This window comes from Dactylosporangium sp. NPDC051484 (assembly GCF_040689395.1).
Classification (GTDB): domain Bacteria; phylum Actinomycetota; class Actinomycetes; order Mycobacteriales; family Micromonosporaceae; genus Dactylosporangium.
In genome coordinates, this window is record NZ_JBFAZX010000019.1 from 17,204 (window position 1) to 38,253 (window position 21,050).

The window sequence follows — 21,050 nt, forward strand, 5'->3', positions numbered from 1 at the left end:
CAAGGGACGCCGGGCCGTCAGCGGTCCGCGCGACGGATCGCGAGGGCGAAGAAGCGGTCGTCGCCGTCGTCGTAGTCCGTCAGGGTCCAACCCGATCGCGAGCACGACTCGGTCAGTGGGGAGCGCGACAGCGGTTCGTCCGGGCGCAGCACCCGGCCGTGGCGGGCGGCCAGGGCGGCGCGGCCCGACGGGTGGAACAGCACCAGGTGGCCGCCCGGCACCGTGACCCGGGCGAGCTCTCGCAGGCCTTTGGTGGCGTCCGGCAGGTGCATGACCAGGCCGGCGGCGAAGACGGCGTCCAGCGAGGCGGCGGCGAGGGGCAGGCGGCGGGCGTCGCCGAGGATCAGCCGCTCGCCACGGGCCCGCGCCACGTCCAGCATCTGCGGGGTCAGGTCCAGGCCTAGGACCACACCCTCCGAGCCGACCGCTGCGCGCAGGGCGGGCAGCGCCCGGCCGGTGCCGCAGCCGGCGTCGAGGACGGTGCCGCCGCGGGGGAGGCCGGCACGGTGCACGGCGGCGGCGTACGCGGGCAGGTCGTCGCCGAACTTCGTGTCCCATGTCGCGGCGCGCACGCCGAAGAAGGCACGGGACTCGCGCAGATACCACCAGCCGTGATCGAGCAGCCGCGGGTTGATGTGGCGCACGACCGGCCAGGCGGGGTCGTGCAGGTCGACGACGATGTCGGCGGCGTCGCCGCGGTTGGCCTCCTCCGCGTGGCGGTGCCGGGACGTGCGCAGCCACACGACCACGCGGGGACCGCCACCGTCGATGGCGATGCTTGCGTCGCTTCGGACGATGTCCTCGCCGGCCTCGCGCGAAGCGGACAGCGTCGATGCCAGCCGCTGCGCGGTGGACGTCACGACCGCCGGGTCCGTGCCGTCGACCACGACGGTCGCCGGGCCGGCGGCCACCGCGCTCGCCAGCAGGTCGAGCACCTCGGGCCATCGCTGCGTCATGTGTCAATCATGCCTGGCCATATTTTTCTTGGGCAGATGCCAACCCCAACGCGGATTTGTCCTCGCAACTGCGGTGGATAAGCTTCCGCCCATGACCAAGTTCCGCATCGGCGAGGCGGCCGAGCTGCTCGGCGTCAGCGCCGACACGCTGCGCCGCTGGGTCGACTCGGGGCGGCTCGCCGCGGGGCGCGACGACAACGGCCACCGCGTGATCGACGGAATCGACCTGGCCGCGTTCGCTCGGGCGCAGGCCGCGGAGGCGGAGGAGGGCTCGGACGGCTCGTCCGCGCGCAACCGCCTGCGGGGCATCGTCACCGCCGTGGTCAAGGACACGGTGATGGCGCAGGTCGACATCCAGGCCGGGCCGTTCCGGATCGTCTCGCTGATGAGCCGCGAGGCGGCGGACGAGCTCGACCTACAGGTCGGGTCGCTGGCCGTCGCGGTGATCAAGTCGACCACCGTCGTTGTGGAGCGCGTTGACAAAGGGAGGAACCACTCATGAGACGTGCCGCACTGGCAGCGTTCACGGTCTTCGCGGTCGGCCTGGCCGGCCTGGCCGGCTGCAGTGACAAGACCGACACGTCGAACCAGTCGGCGACGCCGACGACGCCCACGTCGAAGGGGGTCACCGGCACCGTCACGGTCTTCGCCGCGGCATCGCTCACCGAGTCCTTCAACAAGATCGGCAAGGACTTCGAGGCGGCCAACCCGGGCGCCAAGGTCACGTTCAACTTCGCCGGCAGCTCCGCGCTCGCCACGCAGATCAACCAGGGCGCGCCCGCCGACGTGTTCGCCTCGGCGGCGCCGGCCAACATGAAGACCGTCACCGACGCCGGCAACGGCGTGGGCACGGCGACCACGTTCGTCAAGAATCAGCTCGTGATCGCGGTGCCGAAGGGCAACCCGAAGGGCGTCAAGGGCCTGTCCGACCTGACCAAGCCCGGCGTGAAGGTCGCGCTGTGCGCGGAGCAGGTGCCGTGCGGCGCGGCGGCCAAGAAGGCGCTGGACGCCGCGAGCGTGAAGCTCACTCCGGTCACGCTTGAGCAGGACGTCAAGGGCGCGCTGTCGAAGGTGAAGCTGGGCGAGGTCGACGCCGCACTCGTGTATCGCACCGACGCCAAGGCCACCACCGCCGCCGCCGACGTCGAAGGCATCGAGTTCCCGGAGTCGGCGGGCGCGATCAACGACTACCCGATCATCGTGGTCAAGAACGCGCCGAACGCGGCGGGCGCGCAGGCGTTCGTGGCGTGGGTGCTGTCGGACAAGGGTAAGAGCGTGCTCTCGGATGCCGGCTTCCAGGCGCCGTGACGGCTCCCGGCGGGTACCAGCCGCGCTGCTGGTGCCCGCCGGCCTCGGCCTCGCCTTTCTCGTCCTGCCGCTGGCCGGCCTGCTGATCCGGACGCCCTGGACGACGCTGCCCGAGCGCCTCGCCCAGCCCGGCGTGCTGACCGCGCTGCGACTGTCGCTGCAGAGTGCCACCATCGCCACGCTGCTGTGCCTCGCGCTCGGCGTGCCACTGGCGTGGCTGCTCGCCCGGGTCGACTTCCCCGGCCGCCGGCTGGTGCGCGCGCTGGTGACCGTGCCGCTGGTGCTGCCGCCGGTCGTCGGCGGCGTCGCGCTGCTGCTGGTCTTCGGCCGCCGCGGCCTGCTCGGCGCGTGGCTGGACCGCACGTTCGGCATCACGCTGCCGTTCACCACGACCGCGGTCGTGCTGGCCGAGGCGTTCGTCGCGATGCCGTTCCTCATCATCGCCGTCGAGGGTGCGCTGCGCGGCGCCGACAGCCGCTACGAGGAGGCCGCGGCGACGCTCGGCGCGGGGCGCTGGACGGCCTTCACGCGCGTGACGCTGCCGCTGGTGGCGCCCGGCATCGCCGCCGGGGGCGTGCTGTGCTGGGCCCGGGCGCTGGGCGAGTTCGGCGCGACGATCACGTTCGCCGGCAGCCTCCCGGGCACGACGAGGACGATGCCGCTGGAGGTGTACCTCGCGCTCGAGACCGACCTGCAGGCCGCGATCGTGCTGAGCCTCATCCTGCTCGCCGTCTCGGTGGCGATCCTGGCCTCGCTGCGCGACCGGTGGATCACCGCATGACGGCCTACCTGGACGCGCGGATCGTGGTCGACCGCGGCACCTTCCGCCTGGACGCCGCGCTCAGCATCGCCGCGGGCGAGGTCGTTGCCCTGCTCGGGCCCAACGGGGCGGGCAAGACCACCGCGCTGCGGGCGCTGGCCGGGCTGGCCGCGCTCACCGACGGGCACATCACGCTCGATGGCCGCGATCTCGACCGGCCCGGGCAGCGGGTCTGGACCCCGCCCGAGCGCCGGCAGATCGGCGTGGTGTTCCAGGACTACCTGCTCTTTCCGCACCTGAGCGCGCTGGACAACGTCGCCTTCGGGCCCCGCCGCCAGGGCGCCGACCGCCGGACCGCCCGGGCCGGGGCCATGGATTGGCTGGGCCGGGTGGGGCTGGCCGACTTCGCCCGGCGCAAGCCGCGCCAGCTCTCCGGTGGCCAGGCGCAGCGGGTGGCGCTGGCGCGGGCTCTTGCCGTACAACCGCGGCTGTTGCTCCTCGACGAGCCCCTCGCCGCGCTGGACGCCGGGACGCGGGCCGACACCCGCGCCGAGCTGCAGCGGCACCTCACCGATCATCCGGGCGCCACGCTGCTGGTCACGCACGACCCGCTCGACGCGCTGGTGCTCGCCGACCGGCTGGTGATCATCGAGGGCGGCGCGGTCGTGCAGGAGGGCGGCGCGGCCGAGATCACCGCGCGGCCGCGGACCGAGTACGTGGCCCGCCTGGTGGGCCTCAACCTCTACCGCGGCTGGGCCGACGGCCACGCGGTCGACGTGGGCGGCGTTCTGCTCACCGCCGCGGACGCGCTGCAGGGCGACGCGTTCGTGGCGTTCGCGCCGGCCGCGGTCGCGCTGTACCCTGCCCGCCCCGACGGCAGCCCGCGCAACGCCTGGCCGGCCACCATCGCCGGCATCCAGCGCCACGGCGACAACCTGCGCATCCAGCTGGCCGGAGCGCTGATCGCCGCCGCCGACGTGACGCCCGCGGCCGCGGCCCACTTGGAGCTCACCCGGGGGCGGGAGGTGTGGGCCGCCGTCAAGGCCGCGGAGACCCGCGCCTACCCGGCCTGAGGCCGCACATACGATGGCGACATGCGCAAAGTGTTGATCATCGGGGTCGGCGCCGGGGACCCGGACCAGGTCACCATCCAGGCGATCAATGCGATGAACGCCGTGGACGCGTTCTTCGTCCTGGACAAGGGCGAGGCCGCCGTCGAGCTGACCGAGGCCCGCATGGCGCTGTGCGCGCGGTACGTCACCGGCGACTACCGCACGATCGTGATCCCGGACCCGCCGCGGGACCGGGTCGCCACCGACTACACGGGCGCGGTCCGGGACTGGCGCGACGAGCGGGCCCGGCTGCTCGCCGAGGCGATCGAGCGTGAGCTGGGCGAGGACGGCGTCGGCGGGATCCTGGCGTGGGGCGACCCGGCGCTGTACGACGGGACGATCCGCGTCCTGGAGACGATCCGCGAGGCGGGGCACGAGGTCGAGTACGAGGTGATCCCGGGCATCAGCAGCGTGCAGATCCTCGCCGCGCGCCACCGGGTCACGCTCAACCGGGTCGCCGGGCCGGTGCACATCACCACCGGGCGCCGCCTTGCCGCGGCCTGGCCCGAGGGCTGCGACGACGTGGTCGTCATGCTCGACGCCGGCCTGGCCTGCCGCCTGTACCGCGACGAGCCGATCGACATCTACTGGGGCGCCTACCTGGGCACCCCGGACGAGCTGCTGATGGCCGGGCGCCTGGGCGAGGTCCTCGACGAGATCGAGGCGGTACGCACGCGGGCCCGGGCCCGCAAGGGCTGGATCATGGATACGTACCTGCTGCGCCGCGTGGGGTCGTAGCGGGCATCAGCCGATCATGCCGGCGGAGCCGCCCGAGCGCCCGGAGGCACCGCGCCACCTGGCCGGATGTCCACGGCCCGGCTCGGCGGCCCCTCGGGTCCGGGTGGAACTTCCGCGGCGCGCGCGGCGACAATCCAACCGTGGAGTGTGAGCGGTACCGAGAGGCGTTGTCGGCCCGGCTCGACGGGGAGGACGAACCGATCGAGCCGGCGCTCGTCGACGCCCACCTGGCGGGATGCCCGGCGTGCCGGGAGTGGGAGCGCGAGGCCGTGGCCGTGACCCGGCTCGTCCGCCTGCAGCCGATGCCGGCCGCCCCGCCGTCCGTGGAGAGCCTGCTCGCGGGCTTCCGATCAGCGCGAGACGACGGCCCCCAGCCGGCGGAAAGGACGGCGGCCATGCCGGCCGGAACGGCGCGGGCCGCCCGGGGGCTGTCGCGGCGCCGCCTGGTCCTCGTCCTGCGGGTGCTGCTCGGCGCGTTCGGCGCGGCCCAGTTCGTGCTCGGCATCGCCCAGGTCGCCAGCGCCGCTACCGCCGTCCACACGCACGGATCCGGTCACGTCTTCCATGAGTCCGCCGCCTGGAACGTGGCGATCGGCGCCGGCTTCGCCTGGATCGCCACCCGCCGCGCCACGCCCGCCGGCGCCCTGCCGATGCTCACCGCGTTCGTCGCGCTGCTGGCCCTGCTGAGCACCAGCGACCTGCTGGCCGGCACGGTGGAGACGACCCGGCTGGTCAGCCACGCCTTCGTGCTGGCCGGATACGCGATCGTCGTCGCGCTCTCCCGCCCGGCGTTCGACCCGGGCCGCCCGCCCGCCGGCCGCCAGGGCCCGCCGTGGCGATGGCGCCGCCCGGCCGCGCTCGACGAGGAACCACCGGCCCCGGCCCCGACCCCGGCGCGCCTGCGCCTGGTGCAGGGCGAGGCCCACGCCGGCAACTCGCTGCGCGAGGCCGCCTGAGCCGCTCACCTTCCACTCGCTGTCATCCACATGGATTTTCGCCTTATGGCGATCGGCGCCCGGCGGTCGCGCAAGAGTTGACTCCTTCCAGTAACGGTGTCAGGTTGGAGTAGACGGCCCGATTGTGCGGTGAAAATTCCGATTTGGCCGGCGCGCGCGGGCCGCAGGGGGAAACGTCAGTTGCCGGAGGAAGCCGGTTTTGCGAACCGATGCGTTTCCGAACCGATGCAAGGAGTTCCGCGTGACGACACAAGAACGCCCACCGACCACGACCGACGCCGGGATTCCCGTCGCCAGCGACGAGCATTCGCTGTCGGTCGGCCCCGACGGACCGCTGCTGCTGCAGGACCACTACCTGATCGAGCAGATGGCGGTCTTCAACCGGGAGCGCATCCCGGAGCGTCAGCCGCACGCCAAGGGCGGCGGCGCGTTCGGGATCTTCAAGACGACCCAGGACGTCAGCGCCTTCACTCGGGCCGCGGTGTTCCAGCCCGGCGCCGAGACCGACGTGATCGTCCGGTTCTCCACCGTCGCGGGGGAGCGGGGCAGCCCCGACACCTGGCGCGACCCGCGCGGGTTCGCCGTGAAGTTCTACACGAGCGAGGGCAACCTCGACATCGTCGGCAACAACACGCCCATCTTCTTCATCCGCGACCCGCTGAAGTTCCAGCACTTCATCCGGTCGCAGAAGCGGCGCGCGAACAACAACCTGCGCGACCACGACATGCAGTGGGACTTCTGGACCCTCTCGCCCGAGTCGGCGCACATGGTGACCTGGCTGATGGGGGACCGCGGCATTCCGCGCGCGTGGCGGAACATGAACGGCTACGGCAGTCACGCCTACATGTGGATCAACGCCCAGGGTGTGCGGTTCTGGGTGAAGTACCACTTCAAGACCGACCAGGGCATCGAGTTCCTCACCCAGGAAGAGGGCGACCGGATGGCCTCGGTCGACGCCGACTACCACCAGCGCGACCTGTACGAGCACATCGCGGCCGGGGAGTTCCCCAGCTGGACGCTCAAGGTGCAGATCATGCCGTTCGAGGAGGCCAAGACCTACCGCTTCAACCCGTTCGACCTCACGAAGGTGTGGCCGCACAGCGACTACCCGCTGCGCGAGGTCGGCCGGATGACGCTCAACCGCAACGTCACCGACTACCACACCGAGATGGAGCAGCTCGCGTTCGAGCCCAACAACCTTGTGGCCGGCACGGGCCTGTCGCCGGACAAGATGCTGCTGGCCCGGGGGTTCAGCTACTCCGACGCGCACCGCGCGCGACTCGGCGTCAACTACAAGCAGATTCCGGTGAACTCGCCGCGGGTGGAGGTGCACAGCTACTCCAAGGACGGCGGCATGCGGGTGAAGAACGTCAGCGACCCGGTCTACGCCCCGAACTCCTACGGTGGCCCGGCGGCCCGGCCGGAGCTGACCGACGACGGCGGCAAGTGGTACGCCGACGGCGAGATGGTGCGCACCGCGTACACGCCGCACGCCGAGGACGACGACTGGGGCCAGGCCGGCACGATGGTGCGTGAGGTCCTCGACGACGCGGCCCGCGAACGCCTGGTGAACAACATCGTGGGCCACCTCCTCGACGGCGTGAGCGAGCCGGTCCTGGTGCGCGCCTTCGAGTACTGGCACAACGTCGACAAGGAACTCGGCGACCGCATCGAGCACGGCGTGCGCGCCAAGCGCCTCCAGAAGGTCGCGAAGTAGCCCGCGACGGCGAGGCCAACCGGGTGGGGCTTCGCCGTCCTGTGCCTTCGATGTTCACGCCGACGTTCCCAGTTGATCACCGGCCATCGCCCGCACGGTTTCGCAGCGCCCGGCAGACTTGGCGCCGTTCGCAGCATCGGTACCGCCGGGAGCGTGGTCCTTGGTCTCGCACGGGCATCGGCGGCGGCGCCGGACGGCCGCCGCCCGGCCACTGTCCGCACTCGCCGCCGCCGCGCTCGCGGTCGCTTCGGTCGCGTTCACGCCGGCTCCGGCGGCGGCGCACCCGTTCGGCGATCCGCAGACCGTGGCCATCACGCTCGACGAGCAGCGGCCCGAGGTCGTGCGCGTGCGCTGGCGGGCCGGCGGCCCGGACGACCTCACCCTGCTCGGCGTGTCGCTCGGGGTGCTGCCGCAGGACCGCGTCATGCTCGACGGCGCCGTGGACTACCGGCACACCGACCCCGCCACGATCGCGTCGTCCGAGCGGTTCACGGCGTATCTTCTCAGGCAGATCGCGGTCAGCGCCGGCGCACAGCCCTGCGCCGGCGCGGTCGAGCCGCCGATGGCCCTGGACCTGAAGGGCGCGATCGTCGACTACACCTGCCCGGGACCGGTCAGCACGGTCACCGTCGCGGTGCGGATGCTCACCGACCTCAACCCCGCGTACCGAACCCTCGCAACCGGCCCCGGCGGCCAGCGCGCGGTGTACGAATCGGGCAAGGCCTCCCACGACTGGACCCTGGCCGGCGCGCCCGCGGCGGACGGCACCGGCCTGGGTCGCAGCGCGGCGATCCAGATCGCCGCCGTGCTCGGCGGCGTCCTGGTCGCCGCGGCCGGCGCCGTCGTGGTGGCGCGCCGGACGCGCGGACGGCGCCTTCGTATGCGCAAGACGGCGGCGTAAGCCGGCGAGCGTCCGTGAGAGGCGCCGCGACGGGCACGCCGGTGGCGGGTCGCCGCGACGCCTCGGTGTCCGGATCGGTGTCAGGCGACGCGTCAGGCGAGCAGTTCGCCGAGCGGGACCGCCGGGTCGGACAGGCGGTCCAGGTCGACCGTGGTGCCGGCCCAGCCGGCGCGGACCAGGTTCTGGATGTCGTCGGTGACGTCCCAGACGTTGGCGTTCATGCCCGCCAGGACGCGCCCGTCCTTCACCCAGAAGGCGATGAACTCGGGGGCCTTGTCGCCGGCCACCGAGGGGTCGCCGCGGAAGACCACGCGGTCGTAGCCGCCCGGCGCGGCGAAGCCGGAGTACTCCATGCCCAGGTCGTACTGGTCGGAGTAGAAGTACGGGACCCGGTCGAAGACGACCTCCTCGCCCAGCAGGGCACGGCCCGCGAACTTGCCGCCGTTCAGCGCGTTCGCCCAGTGCTCCACCCGGATGCGGTGGCCCAGGCCCGGGTGGTCGAGGTTGACGACATCGCCGGCGGCGTAGATGTCCGGGTCCGACGTGTGCAGGCCGGCGTCGACCAGGATGCCGTTGTCCACGGCCAGGCCGCCGTCCACGGCCAGCTCCGTGTTGGGGCGGATGCCCACGCCCACGATGGCGACGTCGGCGGGCAGTTCGGTGCCGTCCGCCAGCACGACGGAGGTCAGGCGGCCGTCGCTGCCGCGGAACTCGGCCGCCGAGGCGCCGAAGCGCAACCGCACGCCGTGGGCGCGGTGCAGGTCGGCGTAAACCGTGGCGACCTCGTCGCCGAGGACGCGCTGGAGGGGAAGGTCGGCGACCTCGACGACGGTGACGTTCGCGCCGTGGTGGCGGGCCGCGGCGGCGGCCTCCAGGCCGATCCAGCCGGCGCCGATGACGACGACGTTCGAGGCGTCCCGCAGATGCGAGAGCAGCGCGTCGGACTCGTCGAGCGTGCGCAGGTATCGCACGCCGGTGAGAGTCGCGCCCGGGATGTCCAGCGTGCGCACCCGCGAGCCGGTGGTGAGTAGCAGCTTGTCGTAGTGCAGCTCGTCGACGCCGTCGAGGGTGACGGTGTGCGCGGCCGGGTCCAGGTGTGTGACACGGGTCGCCGGGCGCAGGTCGACGTCGTGCTCGGCATACCACTGCGGGGGATGCACGAACGCCTTCTCGCGCGCGCCCTCCTTGCCCAGTAGGTGCCCCTTCGACAACGGGGGGCGCTCGTAGGGACGGTAGGTCTCCTCGCCGATCAGGATCACCTTGCCGGTGAAGCCCTCGGCGCGCAGCGTCTCCGCCGCCTTCGCGCCGGCGAGGCTCGCCCCGACGATCACGAACGTCCGCTCATCAGCCATGCCGTCAGCCTTCCACTCCACTTATTCAAGCTCCGACGAGGTAGTTCAGGCTCCAACGAGGCGCGAGTGCCATGCCACCGCGGCTGGATCGGTCAGGCTCGCGACCTGGTCGATCACCACCCGCAGCCGCGCGGCGTCGTCGGGGGCGGCGCGCCACATCGGGGCGAAGACCGGGTCGAGGCCGTCGGGCGCGCGCTCGAGCAGGGCCGCGACGAGCGACTGCAGGATGTGCGACTCGTCGGCGTAGCGCTGCGCGGACCCCGGACGCCGCATGACATAGCGCAGCGCGATGCCCTTCAGCAGGGCGCAGTGCGCGCGAGTCAAGGGCGGGACGATGAGGTCGGCGTCGTAGCGGCGCAGCGGCTGCGGGCCGTAGCGCTCCCGGGTCGCGGTGACCGCCGCCGCGGCGAAGCGGCCGGTGAGCACGCTCGTCATCCGCTTGAGCGCGATCTGCGCGGCGTGGCTGCCGTCATAGTGGTCCAGCGGCTCGAACACGGGGTCGGCGAGCAGCTCCAGCAGGATGGCGCCGAGGTCGGCGGCCGACTCCTGCGAATACGCGGCGGCGACGTCGGCGCACAGCGCCTCGCGCTCGGTGGCGTCGCCGCGCAGCGGGGCCAGGTGGACGTATCCGCCGTGGATGCCGTCCTCGAGGTCGTGCACGGAGTAGGCCACGTCGTCGGACCAGTCCATGACCTGCGCCTCCAGGCAGCGGCGGGGGCCGGGCTCGACCCGCAGCCACGCGAAGACCTCGGCGTCGTCGGGATACACGCCGAACTTGCGCCGGCCCGGCTCGCGCGGCCACGGGTACTTCGACACGGCGTCCAGCGAGGCGCGGGTCAGGTTGAGCCCGGCCCCACCGACCTTGGCCTCCAGCCGGGTGAGCACCCGCAGCGTCTGCGCGTTGCCCTCGAAGCCGCCGCACGGGCGGGCGATCTCGTCGAGCGCGTCCTCGCCGTTGTGCCCGAACGGCGGGTGGCCGAGGTCGTGCGCGAGCCCGGCGGTGTCCACGACGTCGGGGTCGCAGCCCAGCCGGGCGCCCATCTCGCGGCCGATCTGCGCGACCTCCAGCGAGTGGGTGAGCCGGGTGCGCAGGAACGCGTCGGTGCCGGCGGTGTGCACCTGGGTCTTGGCGGCCAGCCGGCGGAACCCGGCCGAGTGCAGCACCCGGGCACGGTCGCGCTGGAACGGGGTGCGCCCGTTGTCGGCGGACGTTGTGACCGAGTCCTTCTCGGGTTCAGGTGCGAAGCGGGCCTCGTCCGAAAGGGTCACGTGTCGAGCTTAGAAGAGTCCTGATCCTTCGGCGCAGGGATCTACCGGCGGGCTCGCGCAGCGCCGCTTCATCGTCCGCGCCGGATGACGCAGAACTCGTTGCCCTCGGGGTCGGCGAGGACGACCCATGCGGCATCGTCGGGCTGGCCGACGTCCACGTGCCGGGCGCCCATGTTCACGAGCCGCTCCAGCTCGGCGTCGAGGTCGTCGGGGCGCAGGTCCAGGTGCAGGCGGTTCTTCGTCTGGAGCTCACGGTCGTGCCGGACGAAGACGATGCGCGGATGGCCCTCGATGGCCGGGCCGATCACGACCTCCTGTGGGGAAACGCTCTCCACGCGATGGTCCAGCACCTCGGCCCACCACCGGGCCAGGCGCTGCGGATCGACCGCATCCACGATCAGCGCGTACCAGCGACTCCCCATGCACACCTCCGCGGTCGACGTGGGGACTCACCATACGCCGGGTCGCCGGTCGTCGCAGCCGCGTGTCGCGCCGTGGGGGAGGGCACTTTAGTCCTTTTCCTGGGGTCGCGATGGGGAACGTGCAAATTGCAGAATTTAAGGTACGAACGGTTAATCCTTACTACCCAAAAGCGGGGAGTGGCTGATCCATGAGCACGGTGTAACTTTCCATGAGCGCATCGTCATGGGCTGGTTGCCCGGCGCATGCACGTCCCCGGCCCGCCCAACGGGAGAACCTGTGCCTGAAATCGATGAATGTCTTCGCCGTGCCATGGCCATCAGAGGTGCCATCGGGGCCAGCCTCATCGACTACACCACCGGGCAGACCCTTGGGCTGGAGGGCGGCCAGGTGGACGTCGCGCCGCATGCCGATCCGGCCGCCGCCGCTCTCGGCACGGCGAGCGTCATCTATGCCGCCATGCAGACCGCGGCCTATGCCCCGGCGGTGCCGGGCGACACCGTGGAGGACGTCATCATCAGCACAACGGCCGCCTACCACCTGATCCGGCCGGTACGGACCACCTTCGACTCACGCCTGGTGCTCCACGTCTGGCTCGACCGGAACGAGGGCAACCTGGCCATCGCCCGGCGCCGCATCCGCTCGCTGGCCGACGATCTCGCGTGAGCACTATCACGGTGGGGGCGAGGGCAGATGCCCCCAGCAGACAGCCCCGGTTCGCCAGGGGCACCACGCCCGAGACGGCGCTCGCCGAGCTCGCCGCCGCGGGCGCGACCGGCGCGCTCACCGTGCACGGCGAGCCCGGCGGGGTCGTGTTCCTGCGCGAGGGCCGGGTCAACGGCGTCGAGTCGCCGGCCGCGCCCAGTGTCGACCGGCTGCTGACCGCCGCCGGGCTGGTGTCCGAGAAGGTGTGGGAGATCATGCCCTCGCGGCCGGCCCGCGTGCTGGTGGATGGCGGTCACGTGACCGAGGCCCAGCTCGAGCTGTGTGCGCTGCAGGTGCTCTACGACGCGGCCTTCTTCGTGCTCGGCACGCCCGGCGCCGAGCTGCGCTTCGACGAGGGCGTCGAGCACTGGCTCGGCGCGGACGGCACCGTGTTGTCGCACCAGGTGTGCGACAACGTCGCCCGGCAGCGGCGCATGCTGGACGAGGTGCACCCCTCCGACGCAACCGACCACGCACCGGTCGTACCGGTCCTCCGGCCGGGACTCGACCGAGTGCTGCTGTCCGGACTGCAGTGGGAGATCGTCCTGCACGCGGACGGCATACGCACCCCGCAGGACCTGGCCGGTCTGCTGGGGCGCTCGGCCTACGCCGTGACGCTGGACGTGCGCCGGCTCGCGGCGGCCGGGCTGGTCGTCCGGCCGGAGCCCCCGGTGGCGCGGGCGCCCAGTGCAACAGCCATCGCAGCGGCGGCGCAGGAGGCCGCATATCTGGCGCAACGGGTCCCCGGCACCTATTCCTTCGACGACCCCCCAGCGGCACTGGGCCGGCGCCAGCTACCGGTCGGTGCCAGCGCGCTCGCCGTGCTGCCGGGGGCGATCGACACGGCGCCGGACGACACGCTGCTCAAGCGGATCCTGGTGGCACTGCAGTCGCTGCGGTAGATCCGCCGGCCACGTCGAACGGGCGTGGCGGAAAGGAGAGACGACTCGATGATGAGGACCGACGTGGAGCCACGTACCGCACTTTTCGCGGAGCTGGCCCGGCTGCGCCAGGCCGTTCCGGCGATCACCGGGTGCCTGGTGGCCAGCACCGACGGCCTGCTCATCGCCGACGACGCCCCGGCGTTGGCGCCTGAGGGCATCGCGGCACTCGCGGCGGCCTGCCTCGGCGTCAGCCAGCGCATCGCCGACAGCGCCGGTCACGAGGAATTCCAGGAGGTGCTCATCGGTGGCTCCGGCGGATACACGGCCATGTACATGGCCGACCACGGGGCGGTGCTGGTGCTCCTGGCGCGGGCCGACGCCAACGTGGGCATGCTGCACCACGCGGCGCGGCGGTCGATCGCGGTGATCTCCCGCGTCGTGGCCGGCGCCGCGCTCAGCTTCGCACATGCGCTGCCAGAGCCGGTGCCGTGGTGAACCGCAACGGCGGTGCCCACCGCAGGCCGAGACGCGGCAACGACTCTTACCCAACTTCACCAAGCACGCGACTTACGGAGGTAGCCATGGCGGACATGGAGACTGCGCTCAAGGAACTCATGACCATCGACGGCGCGATCGGCGTCGCGCTCGTCGACTACAACAGCGGTATGGCGCTGGGCGTGCTCGGCGGGTCGAAGGATCTCGACCTGACCGTGGCCGCGGCCGGCAACACCGACGTCGTGCGGGCCAAGATGCGCACCATCGAGATGCTCAACCTCAAGGAGGGCATCGAGGACATCCTGATCACGCTGGGCAGCCAGTACCACCTGATCCGCCCGGTCACCGGCCGCACCGGCAAGGGGCTGTTCCTCTACCTGGCGCTCAGCCGGTCGCGGGCCAACCTGGCGCTGGCCCGCCACCAGTTGCTGCGCATCGAGGACGACCTGGACATGTGACGCCTCGCGCACGAGGAACGAAAGACGAGAAATGAAAAAGGCCGGGGCGCCGTTGCCCCGGCCTTTCTCGTGCTCACCGGGGACTCGAAACCCGGTGATCCTTCACCCTGCTCCGCCGCGTCACCGCGAGTCGGAACCGGTGGACTCGATGGCCGCACGACCGGCCTCCAGGCGCGCGACCGGCACCCGGAACGGCGAGCAGGACACGTAGTCCAGGCCCACCTCGTGGAAGAAGTGCACGGAGTCGGGGTCGCCGCCGTGCTCGCCGCAGACGCCGAAGTGCAGTTCCGGACGGGCGGCACGGCCCTCGTCGACCGCGATGCGCACCAGCCGGCCCACACCGTCGCGGTCGATCGACTCGAACGGCGAGACGCCGAAGATGCCCAGCTCGAGGTAGCGCCAGAAGAAGGCCCCCTCGACGTCGTCGCGGGAGAACCCCCAGCCCATCTGGGTCAGGTCGTTGGTGCCGAAGGAGAAGAAGTCGGCGGCCTGCGCGATGTCGCCGGCGGTCAGCGCCGCCCGCGGCACCTCGATCATCGTGCCGATCTTCACGTCGACGTCGAACTCGCCGATGATCTTCTCGGCCTCCGCGCGGATCGTCTCCAGCTCCTGCACCGCGCCGACGAGCGGCACCATGATCTCCGGGTGCGCGCCCTCGACGGCCGCGGCCGCCTCGACGATCGCGCGCACCTGCATGGCGAACAGCCCCGGGATCACCAGGCCGAGGCGCACGCCGCGCAGGCCGAGCATCGGGTTCTCCTCGTGCATCCGGCGTACCGCATCCAGGAGATCCTTGTCGTGGCCCGGATCCTCGCCGCGCTCCTGGGCGACCGCGACCTTGACCGCGAGGTCCTCCAGGGGCGGCAGGAACTCGTGCAGCGGCGGGTCGATGAGCCGCACCGTCACCGGCAGCCCCGCCATCTCGCGGAACAGGTCGGTGAAGTCGTCGCGCTGCAGCGGCAGCAGCTCGGCCAGCGCGGCGTCGCGCTGCTCGGGTGTGCGGGCCAGGATCAGCCGCTCGACCAGCGCGCGGCGCTCGCCGAGGAACATGTGCTCGGTGCGGCACAGGCCGATGCCCTGGGCGCCGAAGCGCCGCGCGCGGGCCGCGTCCTCGCCGGTGTCGGCGTTGGTGCGGACCTTCAGCACCCGCCGTGCGTCGGCGTGCGTCAGGATCCGGTGTACCGCGGCGACGAGCTGATCCGATCGCGGGTCGAGCGTGCCCTCGAAGTACTGCACCACGGGCGAGGGCTGGACCGGCACCTCGCCGAGGTAGACGCGCCCGGTCGTACCGTCGACGGAGATGACGTCGCCCTCGGACACCACGTGACCGTCCACCGTGAACTGTCCCTTGTGGAGGTTCACGTCCAGCTCGTCAGCGCCGCACACGCAGGTCTTGCCCATGCCCCGGGCGACCACCGCGGCGTGCGAGGTCTTGCCGCCCCGGCTGGTCAGGATGCCCTGCGCGGCGATCATCCCGGGCAGGTCGTCCGGGTTGGTCTCGCGGCGCACGAGGATGACCTGCTCGCCCTCCTTCGCCATGGCCACCGCGTGCTGGGCGTCGAAGACCGCCTTGCCCACGGCCGCGCCCGGCGACGCGCCGACCCCGCGGGTCAGCTGCTCCGGCTCGCCGGACAGGTCGAACGTCGGGAACATCAGCTGCGCCAGCTGCGCGCCGGTGACCCGCTGCATCGCCTCGTCGAGGTCGATCACGCCCTCGTCGACGAGGTGCGTGGCGATGACGAACGCCGCCGCGGCGGTGCGCTTGCCGACCCGCGTCTGCAGCATCCAGAGCTTGCCGCGCTCGATGGTGAACTCGATGTCGCACAGGTCCTTGTAGTGCTCTTCGAGCTTGGCCATGATCGTCATCAGCTCGTCGTAGCTCACCCGGTCGAGCTGCTCCAGGTCCTGCAGCGGCATGGTGTTGCGGATGCCGGCGACCACGTCCTCGCCCTGCGCGTTGGCGAGGTAGTCGCCGTACACGCCGCGCTCGCCCGTCGCGGGGTCGCGGGTGAACGCCACGCCGGTGCCGGAGTCGGCGCCCAGGTTGCCGAACACCATCGCGACCACGTTCACCGCCGTGCCGAGGTTGGCCGGGATGCGCTCCTGCCGGCGGTACAGCACCGCCCGGTCGGCGTTCCACGAGCCGAACACCGCGCCGACGGCGAGGTCGAGCTGCTCGCGCGGGTCCTGCGGGAAGTCGCGCCCGGTGTGCTCGCGGAAGATGCGCTTGTAGTCCCCGACGAGCGCCTTGAGGTGCTCGGCCCGCAGCCCCAGGTCCTCGCGGGTGCCGGCGCGGACCTTGGCGTCGTCGAGCGCGTGCTCGAACTCCTCGCCCGGCACGCCGCAGACGGTCTTGCCGAACATCTGGATCAGCCGGCGGTAGGAGTCCCACGCGAAGCGCTCGTCGCCGCCGGACTGCGCGGCCAGCCCGGCCACGCTGTCGTCGGTCAGCCCGACGTTGAGGACGGTCTCCATCATGCCGGGCATGGAGAACTTGGCGCCCGAGCGCACCGAGACGAGCAGGGGGTCACCCGCGTCGCCCAGTCGGCGCCCCATCTTCCGTTCAAGGGCGGCCAGGTGCTCGCTGATCTCGTCGCGGCACGGGATCGTGCCCGTTTCGAGGTACGCACGGCAGGCGTCCGTGGTGATGGTGAAGCCGGGCGGCACCGGCAGCCCCAGGTTGGTCATCTCCGCCAGGTTGGCGCCCTTGCCACCAAGCAGGTCCTTGAGGTCGCGATTGCCCTCTTCGAAGTCGTACACGAACTTCCGCACAGCGCCTCCATACCCACAGCGGAACGGCCTAAGTCCTCGTTAGGGCCGGGGTGTGCGGCACACCGTAAGGCGACTTTCCGGTCCGCCGCCATGGCGGGTGATTATCGGCACACGGATTGGTACGCCTTTCGATTCCTGCTGCACCTGGGAGCGGTTCCATGCGCAGAAACGCGCATGAGAGCGCTCTCTGTTTCGCGCGGTACTCCGCACGTTTCCACACTTCGGGATGCGTATTGCTGTATCGGGGATGCGAATTTCGCGCACGTTCAATCATTGCTTTTGCGTCCTGCGTTTTTTGGGTCCCGACCGCCCTCGTGCGATGCTCGGAGGCGTGCCGCTGCAGCTTGGACCCCACGTCGTCGACCCGCCCGTGGTGCTGGCCCCGATGGCCGGCATCACCAACGTGGCGTTCCGTCGGCTGTGCCGCGAGCAGGGCGCCGGCCTGTACGTCTGCGAGATGATCACCACCCGCGCCCTGGTCGAGCGCAACCCGAAGACCATGTCGATGATCCGCTTCGGCGACGGCGAGCACCCGCGCAGCCTGCAGCTCTACGGCGTCGACCCGGCCACGATCCGCAAGGCCGTCGAGATGGTCGTCGAGGAGGACCTCGCCGATCACATCGACATGAACTTCGGCTGCAGTGTCCCGAAGGTCACCCGCCGCGGCGGCGGCTCGGCCCTGCCGTGGAAGCGCCGCCTGTTCGCCTCGATCGTCTCGTCGGCGGTCGAGGCGGCCCAGGGCCTGCCGGTGACGGTGAAGATGCGCATCGGCATCGACGACGACCACCGCACCTTCCTGGACGCCGCCCGGACCGCCCAGGACGCCGGCGTGGCGTGGGTGGCGCTGCACGCGCGAACGGCCGCCCAGCGCTACTCGGGCGAGGCCGACTGGTCCGCGATCGCCGCGCTCAAGGAGTCCCTGGACATCCCGGTCCTGGGCAACGGCGACATCTGGGAGGCGACGGACGCCCTGCGGATGATGAGCGCCACGGGCTGCGACGGCGTGGTCATCGGCCGCGGCTGCCTGGGACGGCCGTGGCTGTTCGCCGACCTGGCCGCCGCGTTCGCGGGCTCGCGGGCGCGGGCGCTGCCGTCACTGGGTGAGGTGGCCGCCCTCATGTACCGCCACGCCGAGCTGCTGACGGAGTGGCTGGGTACGCAGCGCGACGGTGTGACGGACTTCCGCAAGCACGTGGCGTGGTATTTGAAGGGCTTCCCGGCGGGCGGCGAACTGCGCCGCTCGCTGGCCATGGCGTCGTCCCTGACGGAACTGTCGGACCTGCTGGCCCAGCTGGACCACACGGCCCCGTTCCCCACCGAGATCCTCGGCCAGCCAAGGGGGCGGACAGGCACCCCGGGCAAGGTGGTGCTGCCCGAGGGCTGGCTCGCCGATCGCGACACCGACGAAGTCCCCGAGGGCGCCGAACTCGACGACTCCGGCGGCTGACCGTTTCGCAGCCCGCGTCCGGCCGGCGCGGAAGCGGTGGTGTAGCCGAGGAGGCTCGTGCAATCATTTCGAACGATGGGCCGGACTGGACGACGGCAGCTACGGCGCCGCCACGGGCTGCAACTTCTGACAGCGATGGTCGGTGTGCTGGCGGCGACAATGGTGACCGCGTGCGTTCCGAGTGAGCCGTACTCTCCGGTCGCCGTTCTCGCCGATGGCTCGCAGGTGCAGGTGCGGCTCACCAACTGCCCGCCGTCGCCGGTGAACCAGGTCCGGATCATCCCGCTGCGGTTGAGGAAGGACAAACTGCTCGACACGAATGTGCCGGCCGTGTGGCAGGTGAGCTTCGCTCAGCCCACCGTGATCACGGCGGTCGTGGTGGGCACGGAGGCACCGTCTGGCGGGACGCTCGACATTGCGCTGGCCGGGCCGCTGGATCCGGCGACGGAGTACGTGGTGTTCCTCCGCTACCCCAACGGCGGTAAGCCGTACGCGGTGTTCAAGCCGGAGGAACTGCACGACGGGCGAGTGCAGTTCGAGACTACGTACTTGAGCCGGGAGGAGTTCGACCGCCGCTCCGCCTGCAAGGCGAAGTGACCGCCCCGAAACTCCTGCCGGGTGCGCGGGTCCCGCTTGACCGGGGCCCGCGCGCGCCGAACTCGACGACTCCGGCGGCTGACGCCGGTGGGTCAATGCGGCGTGAGGCCGTCCAGCATGGACCGAAGCAGCGTGTTGTCGCCGCGGAGGGACGCGATCGAGGCAGCGTTGTTCTCGTCGGGATCCAACCGGGACCAGTCGATCGGCCATCCGGCCTGCCGTGCGAGCTGGCGGAAGAATGCGCGCTGAGTGCGCCCGTTTCCCTCGCGGAAGGGGTGGATCGCGTTCACCTCGGCGAGGTAGTGCGTCAAACGGTCGACGAAAACGCTTCGGGCCAGGCCGCGAAGATGTGATTCCTTCGCAACCGTCGAGAACACCTCGGCGGAATAGGGCTGAATGTGCTGCGGGAGGCAGAACGGTTCGGTTCTGGCGATTCCGACCGACCGGATCGTCCCGGCCCATGGATAGATGTCGCCGAAGATCTCGCGGTGGAACGCCTGGAGGTGGGCGAGGTCGTAATCGCCCGGCAGCGCGCGTGTGCCGAGGTCGACGATGGCGGCGTAGCTCAGGTCGGCTTCGATGCGGCGCAGCGCCCCGGCGTCGGTGATGCCCAAGTGGTTGTACAGCACTCCGGTGGCTGGGTCGCTGTACGGATCCTTGCTTATGTGATGCCGTGCAATCGGCGGATCATCGCTCTCATCTGCATGGTGCTGATCTCGCCGCGGGCCCACCGTTGCGTGATCGCCGCCGCTTCATCGCTTGGCGTCAGCCCTTCGGCCCGGAGGGAGGCGGTCGCCTGAGTCACCGAACTTGATCGCTCCGCCGTGAGCTCGTCATACACCTCGACCGGAATCATGACCGCCTCGGTCTTGCGGTGGGAACCGACCCCGATGGGAGTGCGGTCCCCACTTCGAAAGCGGTCGAGCAGCCTCGACAACCGTTCGCGGGTCTCACGTACCGACAGCGTCTCCATGCGCACCCTGAAAGTGTACCCGAATGTGTACACGTTCGGTGGTAGGTCCGGGCGTAACGGCCAGCGGCCATCCACCATGACAAGGCCGATGACCAATAGGCACGAGCGCCGACGAGGCCGGAGAGGGACGAGGCTCACGAACCGGCTGCGGGCGGGCGGATCGTGCTAGAACTCTTCCCAGGTCCGGGGGTCCTGCTTGACCGGGACGCAGGTGTCGAGGGCGTCGATCGCGGCCATGTCGTCGGCGGTCAGTTCGAAGCCGAACAGGTCGGCGTTGGTGCGCTGGCGGTCCGGGCTGCCGGAGTGCGGGATCACGGTGACGTCGCGTTGTAGCAGCCAGCGCAGCACGACCTGGGCGCTGGTGACGTCGAGGCGGCCGGCGATCGCGGCGACCGACGAGTGCTCGAGGATGCCGGTGTTGCGCTCAAGCGGGCTCCACGCCTGGGCCACGGTGCCGGTCCGCTGTACCGCGGCGACGAGTTCCGGCCGTGGGTGCGAGGGGGAGACCTGCAGCTGGTCGACGGCCGGCTGGATGCCGGTCTCGGCCACGACGGCGTCGAGGTGCTCCGGCAGGAAGTTCGACACGCCCAGCGAGCGGATCAGGCCCTCGCGCTGCAGCTCGGCCATCTCGGCGTACGACTCCACATAGCGACCGACCGCGGGCAGCGGCCAGTGGATGAGGTAGAGGTCGACGTAGTCCAGGCCGAGGCGCTCCAGCGAGCGCTGCAGGCCGGCCCGGGTGGAGCCGCGGCCCTGGTCGCTGCCGCGCAGTTTGGTCGTGATGAAGAGCTCGGCGCGAGGCAGGCCCGACTCGCGCACGGCGGCGCCGACGGCGTCCTCGTTGTCGTATGAAGCTGCGGTGTCGATCAGGCGGTAGCCGGAACCGATCGCGGCGAGGACCGCATCCGTGGCGCGGCGGCCCTTGAGCGGGTAGGTGCCGTAGCCGACGACGGGCATGTCGAGGCCGGAGTTCAGCCTCACCGAGGGGATGCTCATGCCCCAACCCTAGGCAGCGGGCCGTGTCCGCCGCCGTGCGTCAGCGGCGGCGTCGCCGTGACGGACGACACGGTCGCGGACGCTGCACGGTAACCGGATGACGGACAAGATGACCGGCCGGGTGACAGCGTACGGTGAGCATGTCGGCGCATCGGGTGGGATCCCGGTGCTGTGGCTGGCTGAGGCGGAAACCGCCCAGTATGGTCGGGTCGTCTGCTCGGTCGACGTGCGCCG

Annotated in this window: 22 protein-coding genes; 14 read left to right on the plus strand and 8 right to left on the minus strand. The window is 71.3% G+C overall.

Annotated elements, in window-relative coordinates; translation table 11 throughout:
• Positions 1–17 precede the first annotated feature (17 nt).
• Entirely contained in the window at positions 18–956 is a 939-nt protein-coding gene (locus AB0367_RS26145) for a class I SAM-dependent methyltransferase (RefSeq protein ID WP_366229055.1), read from the minus strand.
• A gap of 91 nt (positions 957–1,047) precedes the next feature.
• Here AB0367_RS26145 and AB0367_RS26150 point away from each other — a divergent pair, with 91 nt between their 5' ends.
• The 8 genes from AB0367_RS26150 to AB0367_RS26185 all read left to right on the plus strand — a co-directional run bounded on the left by AB0367_RS26150 (position 1,048) and on the right by AB0367_RS26185 (position 8,448).
• The gene (locus AB0367_RS26150; protein WP_366229056.1) at positions 1,048–1,458 is read left to right on the plus strand and encodes a TOBE domain-containing protein; all 411 of its coding nucleotides are present in this window, start codon (positions 1,048–1,050) and stop codon (positions 1,456–1,458) included.
• The gene (gene modA, locus AB0367_RS26155; RefSeq protein ID WP_366229057.1) at positions 1,455–2,264 is read left to right on the plus strand and encodes a molybdate ABC transporter substrate-binding protein; all 810 of its coding nucleotides are present in this window, start codon (positions 1,455–1,457) and stop codon (positions 2,262–2,264) included. The genes AB0367_RS26150 and modA overlap by 4 nt, the downstream gene beginning before the upstream one ends.
• Positions 2,242–3,045: an ABC transporter permease gene (locus AB0367_RS26160; protein ID WP_366229058.1), complete on the plus strand. Its 804-nt coding sequence runs from the start codon at positions 2,242–2,244 to the stop codon at positions 3,043–3,045. Before modA ends, AB0367_RS26160 begins: the two co-directional genes overlap by 23 nt.
• A complete protein-coding gene (locus AB0367_RS26165) occupies positions 3,042–4,097 on the plus strand; it encodes an ABC transporter ATP-binding protein (RefSeq protein WP_366229059.1) in 1,056 nt (351 codons plus the stop codon). Before AB0367_RS26160 ends, AB0367_RS26165 begins: the two co-directional genes overlap by 4 nt.
• Positions 4,098–4,118: 21 nt before the next feature.
• Positions 4,119–4,874, plus strand: coding sequence for a precorrin-6A synthase (deacetylating) (gene cobF, locus AB0367_RS26170; RefSeq protein WP_366229060.1), 756 nt, complete (start codon positions 4,119–4,121; stop codon positions 4,872–4,874).
• 140 nt (positions 4,875–5,014) lie between these two features.
• Positions 5,015–5,830 (plus strand): zf-HC2 domain-containing protein, encoded by an 816-nt coding sequence (locus AB0367_RS26175; RefSeq protein WP_366229061.1) that lies wholly within the window; start codon positions 5,015–5,017, stop codon positions 5,828–5,830.
• Positions 5,831–6,071: 241 nt separating this feature from the next.
• Positions 6,072–7,547 carry a catalase gene (locus tag AB0367_RS26180; protein WP_366229062.1) on the plus strand — a complete coding sequence of 492 codons (1,476 nt, stop codon included), beginning with the start codon at positions 6,072–6,074 and terminating at the stop codon, positions 7,545–7,547.
• A 160-nt stretch (positions 7,548–7,707) separates the two neighbouring features.
• The gene (locus AB0367_RS26185; protein ID WP_366229063.1) at positions 7,708–8,448 is read left to right on the plus strand and encodes a hypothetical protein; all 741 of its coding nucleotides are present in this window, start codon (positions 7,708–7,710) and stop codon (positions 8,446–8,448) included.
• Positions 8,449–8,540: 92 nt separating this feature from the next.
• On the opposite strand, the gene AB0367_RS26190 is transcribed toward AB0367_RS26185, so the two are convergent.
• The 3 genes from AB0367_RS26190 to AB0367_RS26200 all read right to left on the minus strand — a co-directional run bounded on the left by AB0367_RS26190 (position 8,541) and on the right by AB0367_RS26200 (position 11,491).
• Positions 8,541–9,800: an FAD-dependent oxidoreductase gene (locus AB0367_RS26190; protein WP_366229064.1), complete on the minus strand. Its 1,260-nt coding sequence runs from the start codon at positions 9,798–9,800 to the stop codon at positions 8,541–8,543.
• Between the two features lie 45 nt (positions 9,801–9,845).
• Positions 9,846–11,069: a deoxyguanosinetriphosphate triphosphohydrolase gene (locus tag AB0367_RS26195; protein WP_366229065.1), complete on the minus strand. Its 1,224-nt coding sequence runs from the start codon at positions 11,067–11,069 to the stop codon at positions 9,846–9,848.
• A gap of 68 nt (positions 11,070–11,137) precedes the next feature.
• A complete protein-coding gene (locus tag AB0367_RS26200) occupies positions 11,138–11,491 on the minus strand; it encodes a VOC family protein (RefSeq protein ID WP_366229066.1) in 354 nt (117 codons plus the stop codon).
• 310 nt (positions 11,492–11,801) lie between these two features.
• Here AB0367_RS26200 and AB0367_RS26205 point away from each other — a divergent pair, with 310 nt between their 5' ends.
• The 4 genes from AB0367_RS26205 to AB0367_RS26220 all read left to right on the plus strand — a co-directional run bounded on the left by AB0367_RS26205 (position 11,802) and on the right by AB0367_RS26220 (position 14,031).
• Positions 11,802–12,155: a hypothetical protein gene (locus AB0367_RS26205; RefSeq protein ID WP_366229067.1), complete on the plus strand. Its 354-nt coding sequence runs from the start codon at positions 11,802–11,804 to the stop codon at positions 12,153–12,155.
• Positions 12,152–13,096 carry an ADAM 12 protein gene (locus AB0367_RS26210; RefSeq protein WP_366229068.1) on the plus strand — a complete coding sequence of 315 codons (945 nt, stop codon included), beginning with the start codon at positions 12,152–12,154 and terminating at the stop codon, positions 13,094–13,096. Before AB0367_RS26205 ends, AB0367_RS26210 begins: the two co-directional genes overlap by 4 nt.
• A gap of 48 nt (positions 13,097–13,144) precedes the next feature.
• The gene (locus AB0367_RS26215) at positions 13,145–13,573 is read left to right on the plus strand and encodes a roadblock/LC7 domain-containing protein (RefSeq protein WP_366229069.1); all 429 of its coding nucleotides are present in this window, start codon (positions 13,145–13,147) and stop codon (positions 13,571–13,573) included.
• An 86-nt stretch (positions 13,574–13,659) separates the two neighbouring features.
• Positions 13,660–14,031 carry a hypothetical protein gene (locus AB0367_RS26220; protein WP_366229070.1) on the plus strand — a complete coding sequence of 124 codons (372 nt, stop codon included), beginning with the start codon at positions 13,660–13,662 and terminating at the stop codon, positions 14,029–14,031.
• Between the two features lie 120 nt (positions 14,032–14,151).
• Here AB0367_RS26220 and ppdK read toward each other — a convergent pair whose 3' ends face one another.
• Complete coding sequence (gene ppdK / locus AB0367_RS26225; protein WP_366229071.1) at positions 14,152–16,803, minus strand: pyruvate, phosphate dikinase; 2,652 nt, start codon at positions 16,801–16,803, stop codon at positions 14,152–14,154.
• A gap of 319 nt (positions 16,804–17,122) precedes the next feature.
• On the opposite strand from ppdK, the gene dusB reads away from it, so the two are divergent.
• Entirely contained in the window at positions 17,123–18,250 is a 1,128-nt protein-coding gene (dusB, locus tag AB0367_RS26230; protein ID WP_366229072.1) for a tRNA dihydrouridine synthase DusB, read from the plus strand.
• Between the two features lie 144 nt (positions 18,251–18,394).
• Positions 18,395–18,847, plus strand: coding sequence for a hypothetical protein (locus AB0367_RS26235; protein WP_366229073.1), 453 nt, complete (start codon positions 18,395–18,397; stop codon positions 18,845–18,847).
• A 92-nt stretch (positions 18,848–18,939) separates the two neighbouring features.
• Here the strand turns inward: AB0367_RS26235 and AB0367_RS26240 are convergent, their stop codons facing one another.
• From AB0367_RS26240 to AB0367_RS26250, 3 genes are all read right to left on the minus strand, one after another.
• Positions 18,940–19,461, minus strand: a complete 522-nt coding sequence (locus AB0367_RS26240; protein ID WP_366229074.1) for a Fic family protein — start codon at positions 19,459–19,461, stop codon at positions 18,940–18,942.
• Positions 19,462–19,508: 47 nt separating this feature from the next.
• Positions 19,509–19,820, minus strand: a complete 312-nt coding sequence (locus AB0367_RS26245) for a hypothetical protein (RefSeq protein ID WP_366229171.1) — start codon at positions 19,818–19,820, stop codon at positions 19,509–19,511.
• Between the two features lie 165 nt (positions 19,821–19,985).
• Positions 19,986–20,816 carry an aldo/keto reductase gene (locus AB0367_RS26250; protein WP_366229075.1) on the minus strand — a complete coding sequence of 277 codons (831 nt, stop codon included), beginning with the start codon at positions 20,814–20,816 and terminating at the stop codon, positions 19,986–19,988.
• Positions 20,817–21,050 lie beyond the last annotated feature (234 nt).

Bases quoted from the DNA above. Each gene is read 5' to 3' on its own strand.
- AB0367_RS26245 (WP_366229171.1), bottom strand. From the start codon at position 19,820: ATGGAGACGCTGTCGGTACGTGAGACCCGCGAACGGTTGTCGAGGCTG.
- cobF (WP_366229060.1), top strand. From the start codon at position 4,119: ATGCGCAAAGTGTTGATCATCGGGGTCGGCGCCGGGGACCCGGACCAG.
- AB0367_RS26220 (WP_366229070.1), top strand. From the start codon at position 13,660: ATGGCGGACATGGAGACTGCGCTCAAGGAACTCATGACCATCGACGGC.
- AB0367_RS26205 (WP_366229067.1), top strand. From the start codon at position 11,802: ATGGCCATCAGAGGTGCCATCGGGGCCAGCCTCATCGACTACACCACC.
- AB0367_RS26190 (WP_366229064.1), bottom strand. From the start codon at position 9,800: ATGGCTGATGAGCGGACGTTCGTGATCGTCGGGGCGAGCCTCGCCGGC.
- dusB (WP_366229072.1), top strand. From the start codon at position 17,123: ATGCTCGGAGGCGTGCCGCTGCAGCTTGGACCCCACGTCGTCGACCCG.
- AB0367_RS26215 (WP_366229069.1), top strand. From the start codon at position 13,145: ATGATGAGGACCGACGTGGAGCCACGTACCGCACTTTTCGCGGAGCTG.
- modA (WP_366229057.1), top strand. From the start codon at position 1,455: ATGAGACGTGCCGCACTGGCAGCGTTCACGGTCTTCGCGGTCGGCCTG.
- AB0367_RS26200 (WP_366229066.1), bottom strand. From the start codon at position 11,491: ATGGGGAGTCGCTGGTACGCGCTGATCGTGGATGCGGTCGATCCGCAG.
- AB0367_RS26250 (WP_366229075.1), bottom strand. From the start codon at position 20,816: ATGAGCATCCCCTCGGTGAGGCTGAACTCCGGCCTCGACATGCCCGTC.
- AB0367_RS26160 (WP_366229058.1), top strand. From the start codon at position 2,242: ATGCCGGCTTCCAGGCGCCGTGACGGCTCCCGGCGGGTACCAGCCGCG.
- AB0367_RS26165 (WP_366229059.1), top strand. From the start codon at position 3,042: ATGACGGCCTACCTGGACGCGCGGATCGTGGTCGACCGCGGCACCTTC.
- AB0367_RS26145 (WP_366229055.1), bottom strand. From the start codon at position 956: ATGACGCAGCGATGGCCCGAGGTGCTCGACCTGCTGGCGAGCGCGGTG.
- AB0367_RS26150 (WP_366229056.1), top strand. From the start codon at position 1,048: ATGACCAAGTTCCGCATCGGCGAGGCGGCCGAGCTGCTCGGCGTCAGC.